Source organism: Prochlorococcus sp. MIT 1327 (assembly GCF_047304785.1).
Classification (GTDB): domain Bacteria; phylum Cyanobacteriota; class Cyanobacteriia; order PCC-6307; family Cyanobiaceae; genus Prochlorococcus; species Prochlorococcus marinus_D.
Map to the genome: position 1 here is coordinate 434,586 of NZ_CP138972.1, position 16,097 is coordinate 450,682.

Annotated in this window: 15 protein-coding genes; 8 read left to right on the forward strand and 7 right to left on the reverse strand. The window is 53.2% G+C overall.

Annotation, left to right across the window (positions count from 1 at the left end; translation table 11 throughout):
- Positions 1-750: 750 nt before the first annotated feature.
- Both SIB80_RS02020 and SIB80_RS02025 read right to left on the reverse strand, forming a co-directional pair.
- On the reverse strand, positions 751-924 hold the full coding sequence (locus SIB80_RS02020; protein ID WP_169189826.1) for a hypothetical protein: 174 nt from the start codon (positions 922-924) through the stop codon (positions 751-753).
- A 43-nt stretch (positions 925-967) separates the two neighbouring features.
- Positions 968-3,298, reverse strand: coding sequence for a RelA/SpoT family protein (locus SIB80_RS02025; protein ID WP_413681494.1), 2,331 nt, complete (start codon positions 3,296-3,298; stop codon positions 968-970).
- Positions 3,299-3,353: 55 nt separating this feature from the next.
- Here SIB80_RS02025 and SIB80_RS02030 point away from each other — a divergent pair, with 55 nt between their 5' ends.
- Complete coding sequence (locus SIB80_RS02030; protein ID WP_063420634.1) at positions 3,354-4,970, forward strand: ABC transporter ATP-binding protein; 1,617 nt, start codon at positions 3,354-3,356, stop codon at positions 4,968-4,970.
- A 399-nt stretch (positions 4,971-5,369) separates the two neighbouring features.
- On the opposite strand, the gene SIB80_RS02035 is transcribed toward SIB80_RS02030, so the two are convergent.
- From SIB80_RS02035 to SIB80_RS02045, 3 genes are read right to left on the reverse strand one after another with little or no spacing between them, the layout of a single operon-like run.
- A complete protein-coding gene (locus SIB80_RS02035) occupies positions 5,370-6,344 on the reverse strand; it encodes an RluA family pseudouridine synthase (RefSeq protein WP_063420633.1) in 975 nt (324 codons plus the stop codon).
- Entirely contained in the window at positions 6,341-7,210 is an 870-nt protein-coding gene (ylqF, locus tag SIB80_RS02040; protein ID WP_063420632.1) for a ribosome biogenesis GTPase YlqF, read from the reverse strand. The genes SIB80_RS02035 and ylqF overlap by 4 nt, the downstream gene beginning before the upstream one ends.
- Positions 7,207-7,590, reverse strand: coding sequence for a universal stress protein (locus SIB80_RS02045; protein WP_063420631.1), 384 nt, complete (start codon positions 7,588-7,590; stop codon positions 7,207-7,209). Before SIB80_RS02045 ends, ylqF begins: the two co-directional genes overlap by 4 nt.
- Positions 7,591-7,724: 134 nt before the next feature.
- Here SIB80_RS02045 and SIB80_RS02050 point away from each other — a divergent pair, with 134 nt between their 5' ends.
- The 5 genes from SIB80_RS02050 (at position 7,725) to SIB80_RS02070 (ending at position 12,137) form a co-directional block, all read left to right on the forward strand.
- Complete coding sequence (locus tag SIB80_RS02050; protein WP_063420858.1) at positions 7,725-8,930, forward strand: phosphoglycerate kinase; 1,206 nt, start codon at positions 7,725-7,727, stop codon at positions 8,928-8,930.
- A 47-nt stretch (positions 8,931-8,977) separates the two neighbouring features.
- On the forward strand, positions 8,978-9,190 hold the full coding sequence (locus SIB80_RS02055) for a hypothetical protein (RefSeq protein WP_063420630.1): 213 nt from the start codon (positions 8,978-8,980) through the stop codon (positions 9,188-9,190).
- Positions 9,191-9,274: 84 nt separating this feature from the next.
- Positions 9,275-10,186: an NAD(P)-dependent oxidoreductase gene (locus SIB80_RS02060; protein WP_063420629.1), complete on the forward strand. Its 912-nt coding sequence runs from the start codon at positions 9,275-9,277 to the stop codon at positions 10,184-10,186.
- A gap of 308 nt (positions 10,187-10,494) precedes the next feature.
- Positions 10,495-11,496 (forward strand): DUF952 domain-containing protein, encoded by a 1,002-nt coding sequence (locus tag SIB80_RS02065; RefSeq protein ID WP_063420628.1) that lies wholly within the window; start codon positions 10,495-10,497, stop codon positions 11,494-11,496.
- Positions 11,493-12,137 (forward strand): DUF938 domain-containing protein, encoded by a 645-nt coding sequence (locus SIB80_RS02070; RefSeq protein WP_063420627.1) that lies wholly within the window; start codon positions 11,493-11,495, stop codon positions 12,135-12,137. Before SIB80_RS02065 ends, SIB80_RS02070 begins: the two co-directional genes overlap by 4 nt.
- A gap of 72 nt (positions 12,138-12,209) precedes the next feature.
- Here SIB80_RS02070 and SIB80_RS02075 read toward each other — a convergent pair whose 3' ends face one another.
- A complete protein-coding gene (locus SIB80_RS02075) occupies positions 12,210-12,893 on the reverse strand; it encodes a hypothetical protein (protein ID WP_063420857.1) in 684 nt (227 codons plus the stop codon).
- 119 nt (positions 12,894-13,012) lie between these two features.
- Here SIB80_RS02075 and murG point away from each other — a divergent pair, with 119 nt between their 5' ends.
- Positions 13,013-14,098 carry an undecaprenyldiphospho-muramoylpentapeptide beta-N-acetylglucosaminyltransferase gene (gene murG / locus SIB80_RS02080; RefSeq protein WP_063420626.1) on the forward strand — a complete coding sequence of 362 codons (1,086 nt, stop codon included), beginning with the start codon at positions 13,013-13,015 and terminating at the stop codon, positions 14,096-14,098.
- On the opposite strand, the gene SIB80_RS02085 is transcribed toward murG, so the two are convergent.
- Positions 14,079-15,161: a pyridoxal phosphate-dependent aminotransferase gene (locus SIB80_RS02085; protein WP_169246964.1), complete on the reverse strand. Its 1,083-nt coding sequence runs from the start codon at positions 15,159-15,161 to the stop codon at positions 14,079-14,081. The two genes, murG and SIB80_RS02085, sit on opposite strands and share 20 nt — an antisense overlap.
- Before the next feature lie 110 nt (positions 15,162-15,271).
- Here SIB80_RS02085 and SIB80_RS02090 point away from each other — a divergent pair, with 110 nt between their 5' ends.
- The gene (locus SIB80_RS02090; protein WP_063420855.1) at positions 15,272-16,081 is read left to right on the forward strand and encodes a pentapeptide repeat-containing protein; all 810 of its coding nucleotides are present in this window, start codon (positions 15,272-15,274) and stop codon (positions 16,079-16,081) included.
- Positions 16,082-16,097: the final 16 nt, after the last annotated feature.

The window sequence follows — 16,097 nt, forward strand, 5'->3', positions numbered from 1 at the left end:
CATAGACAGCCCTCTTGCATTCATGGCCAACATTTTATTCCCCTGCTTAGCCACATAGCAGCGGTTGAAGGAGTCCTCATCGTTGTATCGCCCAAAATACCCGCCAGAGCAAGGCAGTGCTTCCTCGGCAATCTTGATGCTAACTCAAGACTTTTGTCTGATAGATTGCAGCGCATAATTCCAAAAAATAATTCAAGAGCTCTGCTGATATAGAGGGAGCTAGGAAAGTCTTTATTGACGGGGCCAGCGGAAAACTTTGTGTCAATCAATTGATCTTTGATATGATTCCAGCGCTAAAGAATAAGTCAGGAACCCATCAGCCAAAGCCTTGCGATTCCTCCGCCACGAGTGCTTAGGGTTACTCTAATCGTTGGGCAATGTGGTAGTCTTGTGATTATCTTTAATAGAGTCAGTGACTAAAATAGTGAACAGCGCAAGGTCGCTTAGTGACCGTAGAGATCTATTTGTTAAGCGTACATCTGATCGTTAAGATAATCTTGGCATTTGCTATCAGAACCTGCCCCGCTAGCAAGCAGGATCAACGTGAGCGATTGCAAGAAGATCTAAGACTAAGTTGACTGATCAAAAGCATCGCTTACGATTCCATTGCTCTGATCTCATTTAGAAATCAGAGGAATCGCCGTAGAGATAACAATCCCCAGGCTTCTCAATGCGCGCTGTATTGCCTGCAGTCATGCTTTGGGAAACAGCACGTAGAGACAACCTCTAAGTCATTAGGCAAGGAATAGATCAGCCAAGACGCTTGAGGGCCTGAAGCAGCAACGCAGGGGAATGGCTATGTAGAAAGGGCATGGAGCTAGACCCATAAAGGAATGGCACGATGCGAAACAGTTGCTCATATGGCAGAGATGCCTCCCGGTAGTAGACGTAGAGACCAAGTTCAACCAAGAAAGGAACGGCCACTAAGAGACTCCCAGTGGCTTTTGCCTGTTTACATCGCGCTGTTCTAGCTCAAGCCAGTGCGGGCTATATCGAGAACATCGGCCATCGAGCGAATCTGATCCATCATTGAGACCAGCTGAGCAGCACTGTTGAGCTCAACCCGCAAATCAATGCAGGCGGGTTTGCCATAGGATGTTTTAACCCTGGCATCACTCACATTGATGTGGTGATCTGAAAGACGCATCAGGATGTCTTTCAGAATTCCCACTCGGTCAATCACTTCAATACGCAACTGCACTGGGAATCTCTCGCCTTCGATGAAGGCACCTTGATTCCAGCGCACCGGCAATCGTCTTTCACTTGGGATCGAGCCAACATTGACGCAATCCTGCCGGTGAATCGTGATGCCGTGATTACCAAGAGCAACCGTGCCAAGGATCGCTTCTCCTGGCAGCGGACTACAACAGCCGCCCAGGCGGTAATCAAGGCCCTCCACGCCAAGGATCGGTACGCCATCAGACGCAGACAGCCTGGCTGGGCTTGACTCCACTTGAGCCACAAGCCGTTTCGCAACATTGACATTGCTGAGTGGTTGCTCAGGCTCGACAGTCTGAAGACGGATTTCTTCTCGCAAACGATTCAGCACTTGCTGCAAGGTCAAAGCTCCAAAACCAAGCGCCGCAAGCAAATCCTCTGTAACCGGTAAATTGCAGCGTTCTGCCACGCGAGTCATCGCTTCGCTACTGAGCAGGGCATCAAAACCATTGCGACCGAGTTCACGCTCCAAAAGGTCTTTCCCCCGTTGGATCGTTTCATCACGATGGCTTCGCTTATACCACTGACGGATGCGATTACGGGCTGTGGGAGTAGCCACAAAGTTCAGCCAATCGAGGCTTGGATGCGCTGTTTTGCTGGTGAGAACTTGCACGAAATCACCGTTCTGTAATGAGGTCGACAATGGACAAAGACGATCATTAATGCGCGCACCATGGCAATGGTTGCCAACCTCTGAATGAATCCGATAGGCGAAATCAACAACTGTTGAGTCTTTGCGCAAGCCCACTACATCGCCTTTAGGAGTAAATACAAACACCTCCTCATCAAACAAGTCTTCTTTGATCGAAGCAAGGTAGTCGTTGTGGTCAGCATTGCCTCCTTCTTGTTGCCACTCCACTAGCTGACGAAGCCAATTAAACCGCTCCTTATTAGCGGCCGCTGGGGATCTACCTTCTTTGTACTCCCAATGAGCTGCAATGCCGAATTCAGACACACGATGCATCCCTGGAGTACGAATCTGCACCTCAATGGGCCGATGCTTGCCGATCACCGCCGTATGTAGCGATTGATAGCCATTGGGCTTTGGTAAACCGATGTAATCCTTGAAACGTCCGGGAATAGGCCGGAAGGTGTCATGCACGACAGCCAAGGCGCGGTAACACGTCTCCACACTGGGAGCGATAATCCGCAAAGCCGCTACATCGAAGATCTCATGGAAGGCTTTTTGTTGGCGCTGCATCTTGCTCCAGATGCCATAGAGATGCTTTGGCCGCCCACTGACTTCACAAGTATCAAGCCCCGCAGAGGCCAGTCGTTCGGTTAACAGTTCAACCGTGTTCGCCAGACGGTTCTCCCGTTCACTGCGCTTGGTAGCCACCTCTTGCTGAATCTCTCGGAAAGCCTCAGGTTCAAGAAGCTTGAAGGCCAAATCCTCGAGTTCCCATTTGAAGCGACCAATGCCGAGGCGATTGGCTAGAGGTGCATATATCTCGCGGGTTTCACGAGCAATGCGCTGCTGCTTATCAGCCTGCAATGAGCCAAGCGTGCGCATGTTGTGAAGCCTATCGGCCAATTTCACCAGCACCACGCGGATGTCGCTGGCCATTGCCAGAAACATTTTGCGCAAGTTCTCAGCTTGGGCCTCAGTGTGGTTCGTGAAATTAATCCCCCCCAGTTTGGTGACGCCTTCCACCAGTTCCCGTACTTCAGCGCCGAAATAATCTTCCAGTTGCTCTGGGGTTAAATCGGTGTCTTCCACCACATCGTGAAGGAAACCTGCAGCGATCACGCTGGCGCTAGCGCCGATATCCCGCAACAGATCAGCCACTGCCACGGGGTGAACGATATATGGGTCACCACTGGCTCGAAATTGCCCCTCATGTAGCTGAAAGGCCAAATCAAAAGCTGCTGCAAGTAGGGCTTCTGAATCGATTGGGCAACTCTGCCCAAGCCCAGGAGGAATGTGCTTAATACAGTCTTTCAACCATTCCGGCAAGGCAATGCCGTAGTCATCAACACTGCTGAACGGATGTGTCCTGATCTCGGGCAAACCACACACCTCTGAACCACAGCCAGCATTGGCCTGTGTTGACTTTGGGGCAGTGGTGACGTTGGGCATCCGACCCAGCGGATCAATCCATGGTATTCAGTCTCAAGACTCCGTGCTACTAACGATGCCCAGCTCTTCAGAGCAGGTACTCGAGCTCAGCCAACTGCGCATGCGTTATCCCCGCAGCGCTGATTGGACACTGGATGGACTGAACCTAAGCATCAAGTCAGGAGAGAGACTCGCCCTGGTGGGCCCTTCAGGCTGCGGCAAGAGCACCGTGGCCAAAGCCGTACTGCATCTACTTCCGCCTGGCAGCATTTGCCAGGGGGGGTTGCTACTGACCGGCCAAGATCCAAGACCATTGCAACAGAAGCGATTGCGGCAACTGCGTGGTGAAGCGGTAGGTCTGATTTTTCAGGATCCAATGACCCGCCTTAATCCGTTGATGACGGTGGGAAAGCATTTGCTTGACACTCTCAACGCCCACCAACCAGAAGCTACCCCCAGCTGGCGAGAGCAGCGGGCCGAGGAACTCCTGGAGCGAGTGGGAATCGGGGTGAACCGGTTCCGCGCTTACCCCCATGAATTCAGTGGCGGCATGCGTCAGCGGCTGTCCATTGCGCTAGCAATCGCCCTCAATCCCCCTCTGGTCATCGCCGATGAGCCCACCACCAGCCTTGATGTCGCCGTGGCTGGTCAGGTTATGGCCGAACTCAGCAACCTCTGCGAGGAGCTCGGCAGTGCTCTCATGTTGATCAGCCATGACTTGGCGATGGCAGCTCGCTGGTGCGAGCGCATGGCCATTCTCGATGGGGGGCGCATGGTGGAAGAGGGCCGGAGCGACGAGCTGCTTTCTTATCCCCGCTCAGCCATCGGCACTCGGCTGGTGGGTGCGGCCAAGGCGCGTGAAGGCGGAAGCACTCCAACTTGCTCGAATACCGCTGCGGTCGTTTTAGAAGTCAATGCCTTGCGCTGTTGGCATGCTCTGGGAGGCTGGCCCTGGGCTCCGACCTGGCTCAAAGCTGTTGATGGAGTGAGCTTCAACATCCGTGCTGGCGAGAGCCTTGGTGTGGTTGGAGCATCTGGCTGCGGCAAAAGCACCCTTTGCCGGGCTCTCATGGGTCTTACGCCGATCCGGGGTGGTCAGGTGCATCTCCAAGGCCACAACTTGCTCAGCCTGCAAGGACAGCCATTAAGGCAAGCCCGCCAGGCCTTGCAGATGGTTTTTCAAGACCCCCTCGCCTGCCTCAATCCAAAAATGACGATCGCAGAAGCCATCGCCGACCCACTACTCATCCATGGAATGACAAGCCGAGCCGAAGCAAGGCAAAACGGGCGGAAGTTACTCGAGCATGTGGGCCTCAGCCCAGCAGAGGACTATCAAGATCGACTGCCTCGCCAGCTCTCTGGCGGCCAGCAACAACGCGTCGCCATTGCCCGAGCCCTCGCCTTAAAACCGAAGGTGCTGATTTGCGATGAGAGCGTCAGCATGCTGGATGCGGAAATCCAAGCCGAGGTGCTGGCTCTATTGCGTCAGCTTCAGAAAGAATTGGGGCTAGCGATGCTTTTTATCACCCACGACCTCTCGGTTGCCAGTGGTTTCTGCCACAGATTGATCGTGCTCGACCATGGGCAAATCGTTGAGGAAGGACCCGGCGATCAGCTCCTTCAGAAACCCCAAGCAGCGATTACCCGCACACTCGTAGAAGCCTGCCCGAGACTGCCAACAACAATGCCTTAAAGGCATGCCAAAATAACGACAAGTTCTTAAATAAAGTCTTTCGAACTAGAGTATTATCTCCAAAATTAAAGACTTAACATACAATTTAGGCGTTCTGGGATGTGTTTGCTCTCAATTGGTTCCCGTCAACAGTATTGCCAAAAGTTCAGGAATTGATAGTATGAAAAATGATTTTTTGAGTTAATACTTGAGGCAGTCAGCGACTATCTGAGTAAACAGATCAATTTACAGTGATCACAATCGAACAACTTAAAGACGTGCTTGGCATTGGTCTAATGAAAGCAGAAAAAGCCAAAAATCAAGTGAATAGCAGCTTGTTGCCCTTGACACGAAGTCATTAAATAAAACTAAAATCTTTTGAGTCTGGAGTAGGTGCAATTATCTCGCACCATTCAAGACTTAGGTTGGGCCTGTTCGTCGACGCAACACTGTCAAAAGCTTCTCAAATAGATCTGGTAAAGGTGCCTCAAAGATCATCCGCTCACGGGTGAGTGGATGATCTAAGCCAAGCTGCACTGCGTGAAGGATCTGGCCAGGTAAATCCATCGGCAATTTGCGGCAGCGGCTGTAAATGGGATCACCAACTATTGGATGACCAATGTGTGCACAATGAACACGAATCTGATGGGTGCGCCCCGTGTCAAGCTTGAAACGCAGCAAGGAATAGTCAGCTAATCGTTCAACCAACGTCCAATGGGTGCAAGCATGACGGCCTCCGTCTTCAGTTGCCACGGCATATTTTTTGCGATCCACCGGATGGCGACCAATCGCTGCCATGATCGTGCCTTGCTCGCCAGAAGGAGCGCCATGCACGACAGCTAAATAGTTGCGCGATGCAATGCGTTTCTGAATCTGTTCCTGCAGTTTCACCAATGCCTCCTGACTCTTGGCAATCACGATGCAGCCAGTGGTGTCTTTATCGAGACGATGCACAATGCCTGGTCGCAACTTGCCACTGATGCCAGGCAGGTCAGAGCAATGATGCAAAAGACCATTCACTAACGTGCCGTTTCGATTGCCTGGAGCTGGATGCACTGTGAGGCCCGCAGGTTTGTTGATCACGATCAGATGTTTATCTTCAAACAGCACATCCAGCGGCATCTCCTCCGGCTGTAGATAGGGCAGCGGTTCCGGTGGTGGCATCCACAACTCCACCTCGTCGCCTTGACGCAAAGGAGTCTTAGCTCGCCCGGTGATGCCGTTTACACGCACAAGACCAGCCTCAATAAATTTTTGGATGTGTGAACGGCTCTGCTCCGATCGCTGGCTCACAAGCCAACGATCCAGTCGCATCGGCAAGGGCTTGGGGTAGTGCAGCTTCAGCAATTCACCCTCACCTTCCCCGAACGCCAATGTCCGTTCGTCCAATGTCATGGCAACGGCAACTCCAGTGCGATCGGCCCTAACAGTGCTCGGCGAAAGTCATCCAAAAGCCGTTGGGCCATTCGCCCTGTATCACCCGAGGTGTGGCGTTCGGCAACAGTCATCAACCAAGCATGGGCATCAGCTTGATCACCGGCCAAGTTGATGCCGTAACGCTGCTTAAGGATCCCTGCAACCACCCCAGCCGCCGCTTGCTTCTCCAACACAGTCAGTGTCTCCAGCAACGCGAGGGCCACCAACTCAACGTCATAGGCGGCCTGGCCGATGTCATCGCAAAGGGCGAGATGCAAAGCAGCCTGTTGGTCATCGAGGCGGGGTGGCAAAACGCCGGGGGCATCAAGTAAGTCAAGGTCTTGACCCAAGCGCACCCAGCGCAGGGTGCGGGTCACGCCGGCGCGACGAGCACTCTCCACAACTTTCTGACGGACCAAACGATTGATCAGGGCGGACTTGCCCACATTGGGAAACCCTAAAGTGAGGGCCCTTACAGGGCGTGGTCGCATACCACGGGAGCGGCGGCGCTGATTGAGCTGATCCCCAGCTCGTATGGCTGCTTGTTGAACCTGCTTAACACCTGTGCCAGCCTTGGCATCACACCACCAGGGGGTTTGGGCATGGTCACGGAACCAACGATCCCAAGATTGTTGAGCCGCAGAGGAAATCATGTCGCGGCGGTTGATCACTAGTAAATGCTGCTTGCCCTTAATCCAGCGCTGCAGCTGCGGATGAGCAGTGGCTATCGGGATGCGAGCATCCCGCACCTCAATGACAAGGTCAATTTTGTCGAGATTCTTGCTGAGCTGTTGTTCCGCCTTAGCGATGTGGCCTGGATACCACTGAATTGTTGGAGTGCTCACGGCACTACCAGCACCGGACAAGGGGCCAACTGGATCACCCGGGCTGCTGTGCTCTCGCTATCGCCATCCAAATTGACACCGCGCGTGCCCATCACGATCACATCCACATTTAATTCATCAGCCACATCGCAGATCACGAAGGCAGGCTTACCTTCTCTCTCCAACACTTCACAAGCAATCCCAGCCTGCTCGACTTGTTCTCGAGCCCGTTTCAACAGAACTGCCACAGCCTCAGGATCATGCATTTCAGGCTGCTCAGCCTGGACCACAGACAGGATGATCAAACGGCTGTTATGGCTTCTAGCCAGTTCCAAAGCCTTGCTGGCTGTTTCCATCGCTTCCCGGCTCTGATCAATCGGGAAGAGAACGGTTTCAAACATGTGTTTGAACTAAATGCTTGCTTCAACCTTGTCTTAGCGCCAACCAGATCAGTGCGCCGGCCCATCAAGGCAACCAGCCAAACAAAACACGGGTTAATCTCAGCGGGTTTTTCTTACCGTACGGCACAACCCTCATGGCGAAGCGTTCACTGTCCAGTCTCAGCGCAGCGGACCTACGCAGTAAGCGTGTGCTGGTTCGGGTTGATTTCAACGTGCCTCTCAACGAGAACGGAGCCATTACCGATGACACCCGCATCCGCGCTGCCCTGCCCACGATCAATGACCTGATCGACAAAGGTGCTCGGGTGATCCTCTCGGCTCACTTTGGCCGACCAAAGGGTCAAATCAACGAAGGCATGCGGCTCACACCAGTAGCAAAACGCCTCAGCGAACTACTCGGTAAAACCGTGACAAAGACCGAAAGCTGCGTCGGTAGCGACGCCGAAGCCAAGGTCGATGCCATGACCGATGGAGATGTCGTACTGCTCGAGAACGTGCGCTTCTTCTCAGAAGAAGAAAAAAACGATGGCAACTTCGCCCAAAAGCTCGCAGCACTTGCTGACGCCTATGTGAATGACGCCTTCGGTGCTGCACACCGTGCCCACGCCTCTACCGAAGGGGTCACGAAATTCCTCAACCCCAGTGTTGCAGGCCACCTGATGGAGAAGGAACTTCAATATCTGCAAGGTGCCATCGACGACCCTAAGCGACCCCTTGCAGCGATCGTGGGTGGGTCCAAGGTCAGCAGCAAGATCGGCGTGCTGGAAGCCTTGATCGACAAGTGCGACAAGGTGCTGATCGGCGGCGGCATGATCTTCACGTTCTACAAAGCGCGTGGCCTTTCAGTCGGCAAGAGTCTGGTGGAAGAGGACAAGTTGGAACTCGCCAAGGAGCTAGAGGCCAAGGCCAAGGCCAAGGGGGTTCAACTGCTTCTGCCCACTGATGTGGTTCTAGCCGATGACTTCGCCCCCGACGCCAATAGTCAGACCGTATCCATCGACGCCATTCCCGATGGTTGGATGGGACTGGACATTGGCCCCGACTCAATCAATCTCTTCCAAGACGCATTGGCTGACTGCCAAACCGTGATCTGGAACGGCCCCATGGGCGTGTTTGAGTTTGACAAGTTTGCCGCCGGCACCAATGCCATCGCCACAACCTTGGCGGACCTCAGTGGCAAGGGTTGCTGCACAATCATCGGTGGTGGCGACTCCGTGGCTGCTGTTGAGAAGGCCGGCCTCGCCGAGAAGATGTCCCACATCTCTACCGGTGGTGGCGCCAGCCTTGAGCTGCTGGAAGGCAAGGTGTTGCCAGGTGTCGCCGCTCTCGACGACGCCTAAGCAAAGGCCTCGCTTGTCTTATCGGGCCATTGCCTTGCATGACGGCAATGGCCCCCGCATTCATTAGCTCTGATAAGAGCTCTCGAGCAAACTTCTGGCGCAATACCGATCTGATAGCGAACCTTCATCCCAACAATCGCAAGGTGCATGAACAGCGAAGAAGACTGCAACTGACTAGACGATTCAGCACCTTGCAAGCTTTGAGCTGCCCGAGTGCAAACCTGCAAATTCTTTTAGGTCAAGCTCGTCGAGAATCATGAGGCAAGATCCTCAGTTTGCAGGTTTGAAGCAACTGCCAATGTTGAGCCGAAGTAGTAACAATCGAAGTAGCTCGACTGACAACCATGAGCAAAGCTCAGCTAAGCCCAAGGTCTAGCCTTGCCTTTGTTGGCCTTGGCGCATTGGGTTTACCCATGGCTGCCAATTTGCTGGCTGCGGGTTATGAGCTGAAGGTTCACAGCCGCAGTCGTGCGGCTGAACTGAATTTGGCTTTGAAAGGAAGCCGTTCCTGCAGCTCACCAGCAGAAGCAGCAGCAGATAGCCAGGCTCTACTGATCTGCGTTAGCGATGATGAAGCAGTAGAAGCGGTTCTTTTTGGTTCTCAGGGAGCAGCTTCTATGCTCAGCTCCGGCGCCGTTGTGGTGGATTTCTCGACGATTGCCCCAGCAACGTCGATCACCATGGCTGAGCGACTCGCTCAGCAAGGGGTGACCTATCTGGATGCACCGGTAACCGGAGGCACTGAAGGGGCCAGAGCAGGAACGCTTACCGTTTTGGTTGGTGGCAGCGCACAAGTTCTGGCAAGGGTGCAGCCACTGCTGGAGGTGATCGGTGAGACCATTCATCACTTCGGTCCGGTGGGACGGGGCCAGCAGGTGAAGGCGCTCAACCAAGTGCTAGTGGCCGGTAGCTATGCCGCCTTAGCAGAAGCAATCGCGCTAGGGCAGCAGCTGGGTCTACCGATGCAGGAGGTGATCACAGCCTTACAGCATGGTGCCGCAGGCTCATGGGCCCTCAAGCACCGATCAACAGCGATGCTTGAAGATCACTATCCGCTCGGCTTCAAGCTGGCTTTACATCACAAGGATCTCGGCATTGCCCTGGAAACGGCAGAACGCGTGGGACTACAACTGCCCATCACAAGCCAAGTGAAATCCATGGAGGAGAGCTTGATTGAACACGGCCATAGCGAGGAAGATGTATCAGTGCTGAGGAGGTGGTTTGATCACCAACAGGCAGAATCTCAGCAATCTTGATCTAGCCTTCGGCAGGATGAATCAGTTGTTAATACTGCTTCAATTGAAGGCTGATCTTTATTTCAAATGAAAGCCAACAGATTCAGCCTGAATGTTCATTTGTGATCTACTACTTCACGAACTCCAACTGATACGTGCAGAAGGGATTAGTGATGGCATTAGCAATATTTGATTGATCAGCTAGGCTACACAAACCAATTCAATGCAACGACTTAAGATACAGAACGCGCACCTAACAACTCACTTCCCACCATGGTAAAAAATGACAGCCTGCATCACCAATCAAGTTATCCAGTGCCTTGAGCTTGATGTCGAATCCGTTGTTGTATAGCTTCCGTCGCTGCCCTTATGCAATGAGAGCCCGATGGGCTCTTTTGGTTTCTGGTCTTTTGGTGACCTTGCGTGAAGTGGCCCTGAAAAATAAGCCGCCAGAGCTGCTGCAGGCTTCTCAAAAAGGAACCGTGCCAGTGCTGTTGACTGCAGATGGGACAGTGATTGATGAAAGCATTGATGTCATGCACTGGGCTCTTCAGCAAGCTGACCCCTTTGATGGGCTACGCAGCGGAAAAACCGGAGCACAAAAAACAATTCAGCAGCTTATCGAACAGAATGATGGCCCTTTTAAATATCATTTAGATCGCTTTAAATATGCTTGCAGGTTTAAAGGAGAAGATGCTGAAGAGCATCACAACATGGCTAGAGACATTCTTGTGGAGTGGAATGCGCGACTGGTACAACAAGAATCAAAGGATCGCAATGGTTGGCTGGTCGGAAAATCTCAAAGCCTTGCAGACTGGGCGCTATGGCCTTTTGTGCGTCAATACCGCCTCGCTGATCCATCAAGCTTTGATTGCGATCAAGATCTTCAAGCCATCAAAAGATGGTTGCAAGCTTTTCTGCAACATCCACTGTTTACAAGGTTGATGACACCAGTCAAGCCTTGGCTGCCAGCACATCAACCGCGGACTTTCCCTGTTGATGCAAGTTTAGTTAAAACAGATCAACCATTGTTTCATCTGGCTTTGATTGAAGACTGGCAAGACGCATGCAATCAAGGGGTTTATCAATTCTCTACTCGCGGATTAAAACTCAAAGAGATTGGATTCATCCATTTGAGCTATCAGCATCAACTTGAGTCTACTTATCATCAATTTTATCGTGATCGAGGCCAGGTGCTTAGCTTGAAATTAAACCCAGAGCAACTGACAATGCCGCTTCGAGCCGAACCCTCATCAGCCGGGGAGCTTTTCCCTCATCTTTTTGGAGTCCTGCCTTTGAGCGCTGTAGAACTTGTGGAAACTTATCCATGAATGAACGCGTTGATGCCTATCAAGATCGTCTTCACTTTGCCGCAACAGAGAGGAACCGTGATGCAATTGCTGCTGTTCTGAGCAAGGCGCTGCCAAGCGATGGGAGAGTGTTGGAACTTGCAAGTGGCAGTGGCGAACATGCCGTTGCTTTTCAAAAACTGTTCCCAAAGCTCATTTGGCATACCAGCGACATTGATCCAATGCATCTTCGCAGCATCAATGCTTGGATCCATTTTGAGCAGCTTGAACAGACCATGCCCCCACCCCTCAAGATCGATGTCAACGCGCGCCCCTGGCAACTGCCTGATGGATTAACTGATCATCTTTGTGGGGTTATTTGCATCAATATGATTCATATTTCTCCTTGGAATTGTTGTGAATCTTTAGTCCAAGAAGCTGCTCAATTGCTGGGCAACTCTGCACCACTAATTCTCTATGGGCCATACAAGCGTAATGGTCTTCACACGAGTGAAAGCAATGCCAGATTTGATGATTATCTGCGCACGCAAGATCTAAGTTGGGGAGTGCGTGAACTCGAAGATGTAGAACGTCTTGGTGTCAATTCAGGCCTCTTGTTGAATGAGGTGATTGAAATGCCTGCCAACAACCTCTCCTTGATCTTCACGCCTAGGCAATCATGACTTGATCACGCCAATCAAGACATCCCATCTCTACCGCTGACGGCAATGAAGAAGATTTACGCGAACCAATACTCAAGGGATCAGTTCGTCTTCATTGCTTACCACCCGCACACGCTTGGTCACTGTGATCACGCCATCAGGATGCACCAACATCGCTGCCCATGTTTGGCTGCCGGGCGTGAACGGGGCCTGCACGGATTTAAAGATTCCACCACCATGCATCGGTGCCAGCTGGATATCAGGCGTGCTTTGAAGACTGACCTGTGCAGGCGTAAGAGCAATCAAGCCACCGGCAACCATCGCATGGCCCAAGGGCTGATCAAAGATCACGTCAACGTCGTAACGACTACCTGTGAGCACCGCATCAGGAATCAACAGGCTGATCGGCAAAGGTTTGCTGGCGCTACGCAGGATCGATTGCTCGCTGATCACTTCTTCACCAGTGATCAGTTTGCCTTCAGTGAGCAATGCCAAGCGTTGGTTGGCCTCAAGGGCATAGCTCAGGCTTTCCGCTTCACGACGACCACGCACTTCAACTTCAAAGGTCGGCTGTCCATCCTTTAAAGGTTTGGCAGGACGAACAGACCAACGGGCATCAGGAAACTTGGCAGAGAAAATGCGAAAACGACTTTCCAGATCAGATGCATATTCGTCTGCGAGCAGATCTCTGAGGGCTTCACCTCCAGGGGTATTGAGAGCCTGTTGCAATCGGCTACTGAGAGGCACAGCATCTGCAGCCCTGCCAATCAATGGCATCAACGCTGAGCACAATGCCAGCAGACTGGAGGCCAAAGCGACTGGCTTGAGATGACGCACTGGAGGCTGGAGGGCACTGCCGATAAGTTAGGCCGCACCTTCATGCTCTGCCCACTGCCATGCCCAGGCTTCTGATTGCTGCAAGCGGCACCGGTGGCCATCTTTTTCCAGCACTAGCTGTTGCCGAAGCCTTGCCCGGCTCCTGGAGCGTGTGCTGGCTGGGAGTGCCAGATCGCCTAGAAACCCAACTGGTGTCAGAACGCTATGAGCTGACCACTGTGCGCGCCGGAGGTTTACAAGGTCGCGGCCTGCGCAAGTTGGTGCAGTTGCTGCAATTACTCGCTGCCACTGGCCGGGTCAGAAAGCTACTGCGAAAGCAAGGCATCCAGACTGTTTTCACCACTGGGGGCTATATCGCTGCACCAGCAATCTTGGCGGCTCGCTGGTGCGGAATCCCTGTGGTGCTGCACGAATCCAATGCCATCCCCGGACGAGTGACGCGCTTATTGGGCCGCTTCTGCCAGGTCGTGGCTGTAGGCCTCTCTGTTGCTGCCAAGCGCATCCCAGGCAGCAAAGCTGTGGTCACAGGAACACCGGTGCGCTCGGCATTCCTTTCGCCACAGCCCTTGCCGCGTTGGGTTCCTGGCGGTGATGGCCCATTGCTGGTGGTGATTGGTGGTAGTCAAGGGGCCGTCGGACTCAACCGCATGGTGCGAGGCGCACTGCCATCGCTGCTGGAGGCCGGTTGTCGCGTGGTGCATCTCACCGGCAACAACGATCCAGATGTAGGAGAACTCGATCACCCCAACCTGGTGGAACAGCCTTTCAGCCATGAGATGCCTGGTTTGCTGCAACATGCCGATCTTGCCATCAGCCGTGCGGGCGCCGGCAGCCTGAGTGAATTGGCCGTCTGTGGCACCCCAGCCATCTTGGTGCCCTTCCCCCAAGCGGCAGACCAGCATCAAGAGGCCAATGCAGCCTGCGCCGCTGCGCTTGGGGCTGCCGTGATCGTGCATCAACATGCAGCCGAACATCGGGCTCTTGGTCATGCTTTGGAACAACTCATGGGACCTCGCCTACGCGGCGACGCTGCTGCCAGAAACCCTTTAATGCCCATGAAGCAAGGCATGATGAAGTTGGCAGTGCGTGAGGCAGACCAGTTGCTGGTGACATTGCTGAAGCCACTCATCGGAGCAGGGCTTTGAACGCAGCAAGGATGCGGCGATTGCCTGACCTCTGCTGCAAACCAATGCGCAACCAGCGCTCCCCAAGTTCTGCAAAGGAGCGGCAGTCACGTAACAGCACGCGCCGATGTGCCATTCTCTCTCTTAATGGCACAAGGGAGACATCGCCACGAATCAACAAGAAGTTGGCGGCAGATGGATAAGACCGGATCCCTGGTAGGCAACGCAGCTGAGTTTGCATCCAAAGACCTTCCTGACCAACCCATTCCTGGACCCGCGCTATCCACCGCTCGAAGGCAGGACGATCCGCCATTAAGGCAATCCCTGCAGCAATCGCTAATCCATTAAGAGGCCATGGATCTCGCCATTGCTGCCAACGTTGTAAACGTTCAGGCGTGCCAATGGCATAACCCAAACGCAATCCGGCCACAGCAAACAACTTTGTCAAACTGCGAATCACCACAAGATTGGGGTGGTTGACCACTAGCGAAACAAGAGACTGGCTCTCCCCATCGGGCACCAATGGCAAAAACGCTTCATCACAGATGACCAGCTGATAACGCGCTAGCAACGGTTCAAGCGTTGCTTTGCTCCACAACTGACCAGTAGGGTTATGGGGATTGGTAATCCAAAGAACATCGGTATCCGATAGCAGCGGAAAAGGCTGAGGCATCTCACCAGACCAGGAGAGGGGCAGTGGCAAAGCTTGCTGGCAGGCTTGCCAGCACCTCAGAGCCCTGCCGTAATCAGCAAAGCCTGGACTAGGCAGGCCACTCACGCCCTCAAACGCCGCATCACGAGCGGCCCAGGTGAACAGTTCCGCTGCGCCATTTCCCGGCAACACCATCAGGGGATCAACCCCATGCCAGTTGCTGATCACGTCTCGCAAGCGCTGATGGCTGCGATCCGGATAATCCCTCAGCGTGTTGTCAGTTAGAGCCCTTCTTAAACACCCTTGTAAAGCTCGCGATGGAGGGAAAGGCACCAAAGAGGCACTGGCATCCAAAAGCTGCTCCGGTCGACAACCCAGCCGTTGCGCCTCATCAATGCGATTGCCACCGTGAAGGGAGGGAGCGGAGCTCAAGTCAATGGCGACCCATAACAACAAACCATCCTGCCGAGTGGGAGGGAGTCGACGTGCTCAAAAAAGCCGATAGAAAGCAATGGCAAAGCAAATTTCTAATCGCTCAAACGATGCGCCGTCGTCTGACCGCTTTCATGGTGATCCTGGTTGGCAGCACTGCAATCCTTGGCATTGCTCAACGCAGTGGAGCTGAAAACAACTTCAAGGATCTCGTGCAACTGCTGGAGACAGGCACCTGCATGAGTTGCAGTCTTGAGGATGCCGATCTGATGCATGCCGATCTGCGTGCGGCCAACCTTGAAAAGGCCAAGTTGCAGAGAGCCGACCTCGGTCGCGCTCAGCTTGATGGAGCCAACCTAAACGGGTCTGATCTGAGCTTTGCCACCCTTCGCCATGCCTCATTACGTGGGGCCGATCTCAGAGGTGCCACGCTCACAGGAACTGATCTGATCGGAGCCGATCTCAGTGGCGCAAAACTGGACGAAAACGGATTGTCTAGTAGTCACTGGAAGGATGCCAAGGGAGTACAAGCAGTGGCTAGCGACTATGCCTCCCTCCATAACGCTGGTGTGGAGGAAGTTTTGCAAGGTCGCTATCCAGAAGCAGAGGACTACTTCAATAAAGCCCTAATGCGTCGACCGGATGCAGCAATCACATGGGTTGCCCGCGGCATCACTCGAGCCGAACAAGCGAAACGAGAATTGGCCTCAAGAGATTTTGCCTTCGCCGCTGAGCTCTACGAACAACAAGAACAACCTGAAATTGCCAAACAACTACGAGATGGTGCAGAACAAGTGAAACAAGATCCAGCCCAACGAGGAGGCAATGGAGTTGGCAGCTCGATACTTAACAGTGCCACTGGTTTGTTTCAACAGTTGCTACCCATAGCAGTGAAGTTTTTATCACCCCTCGCCTTTTAAAAGCCTAAAATGAAAG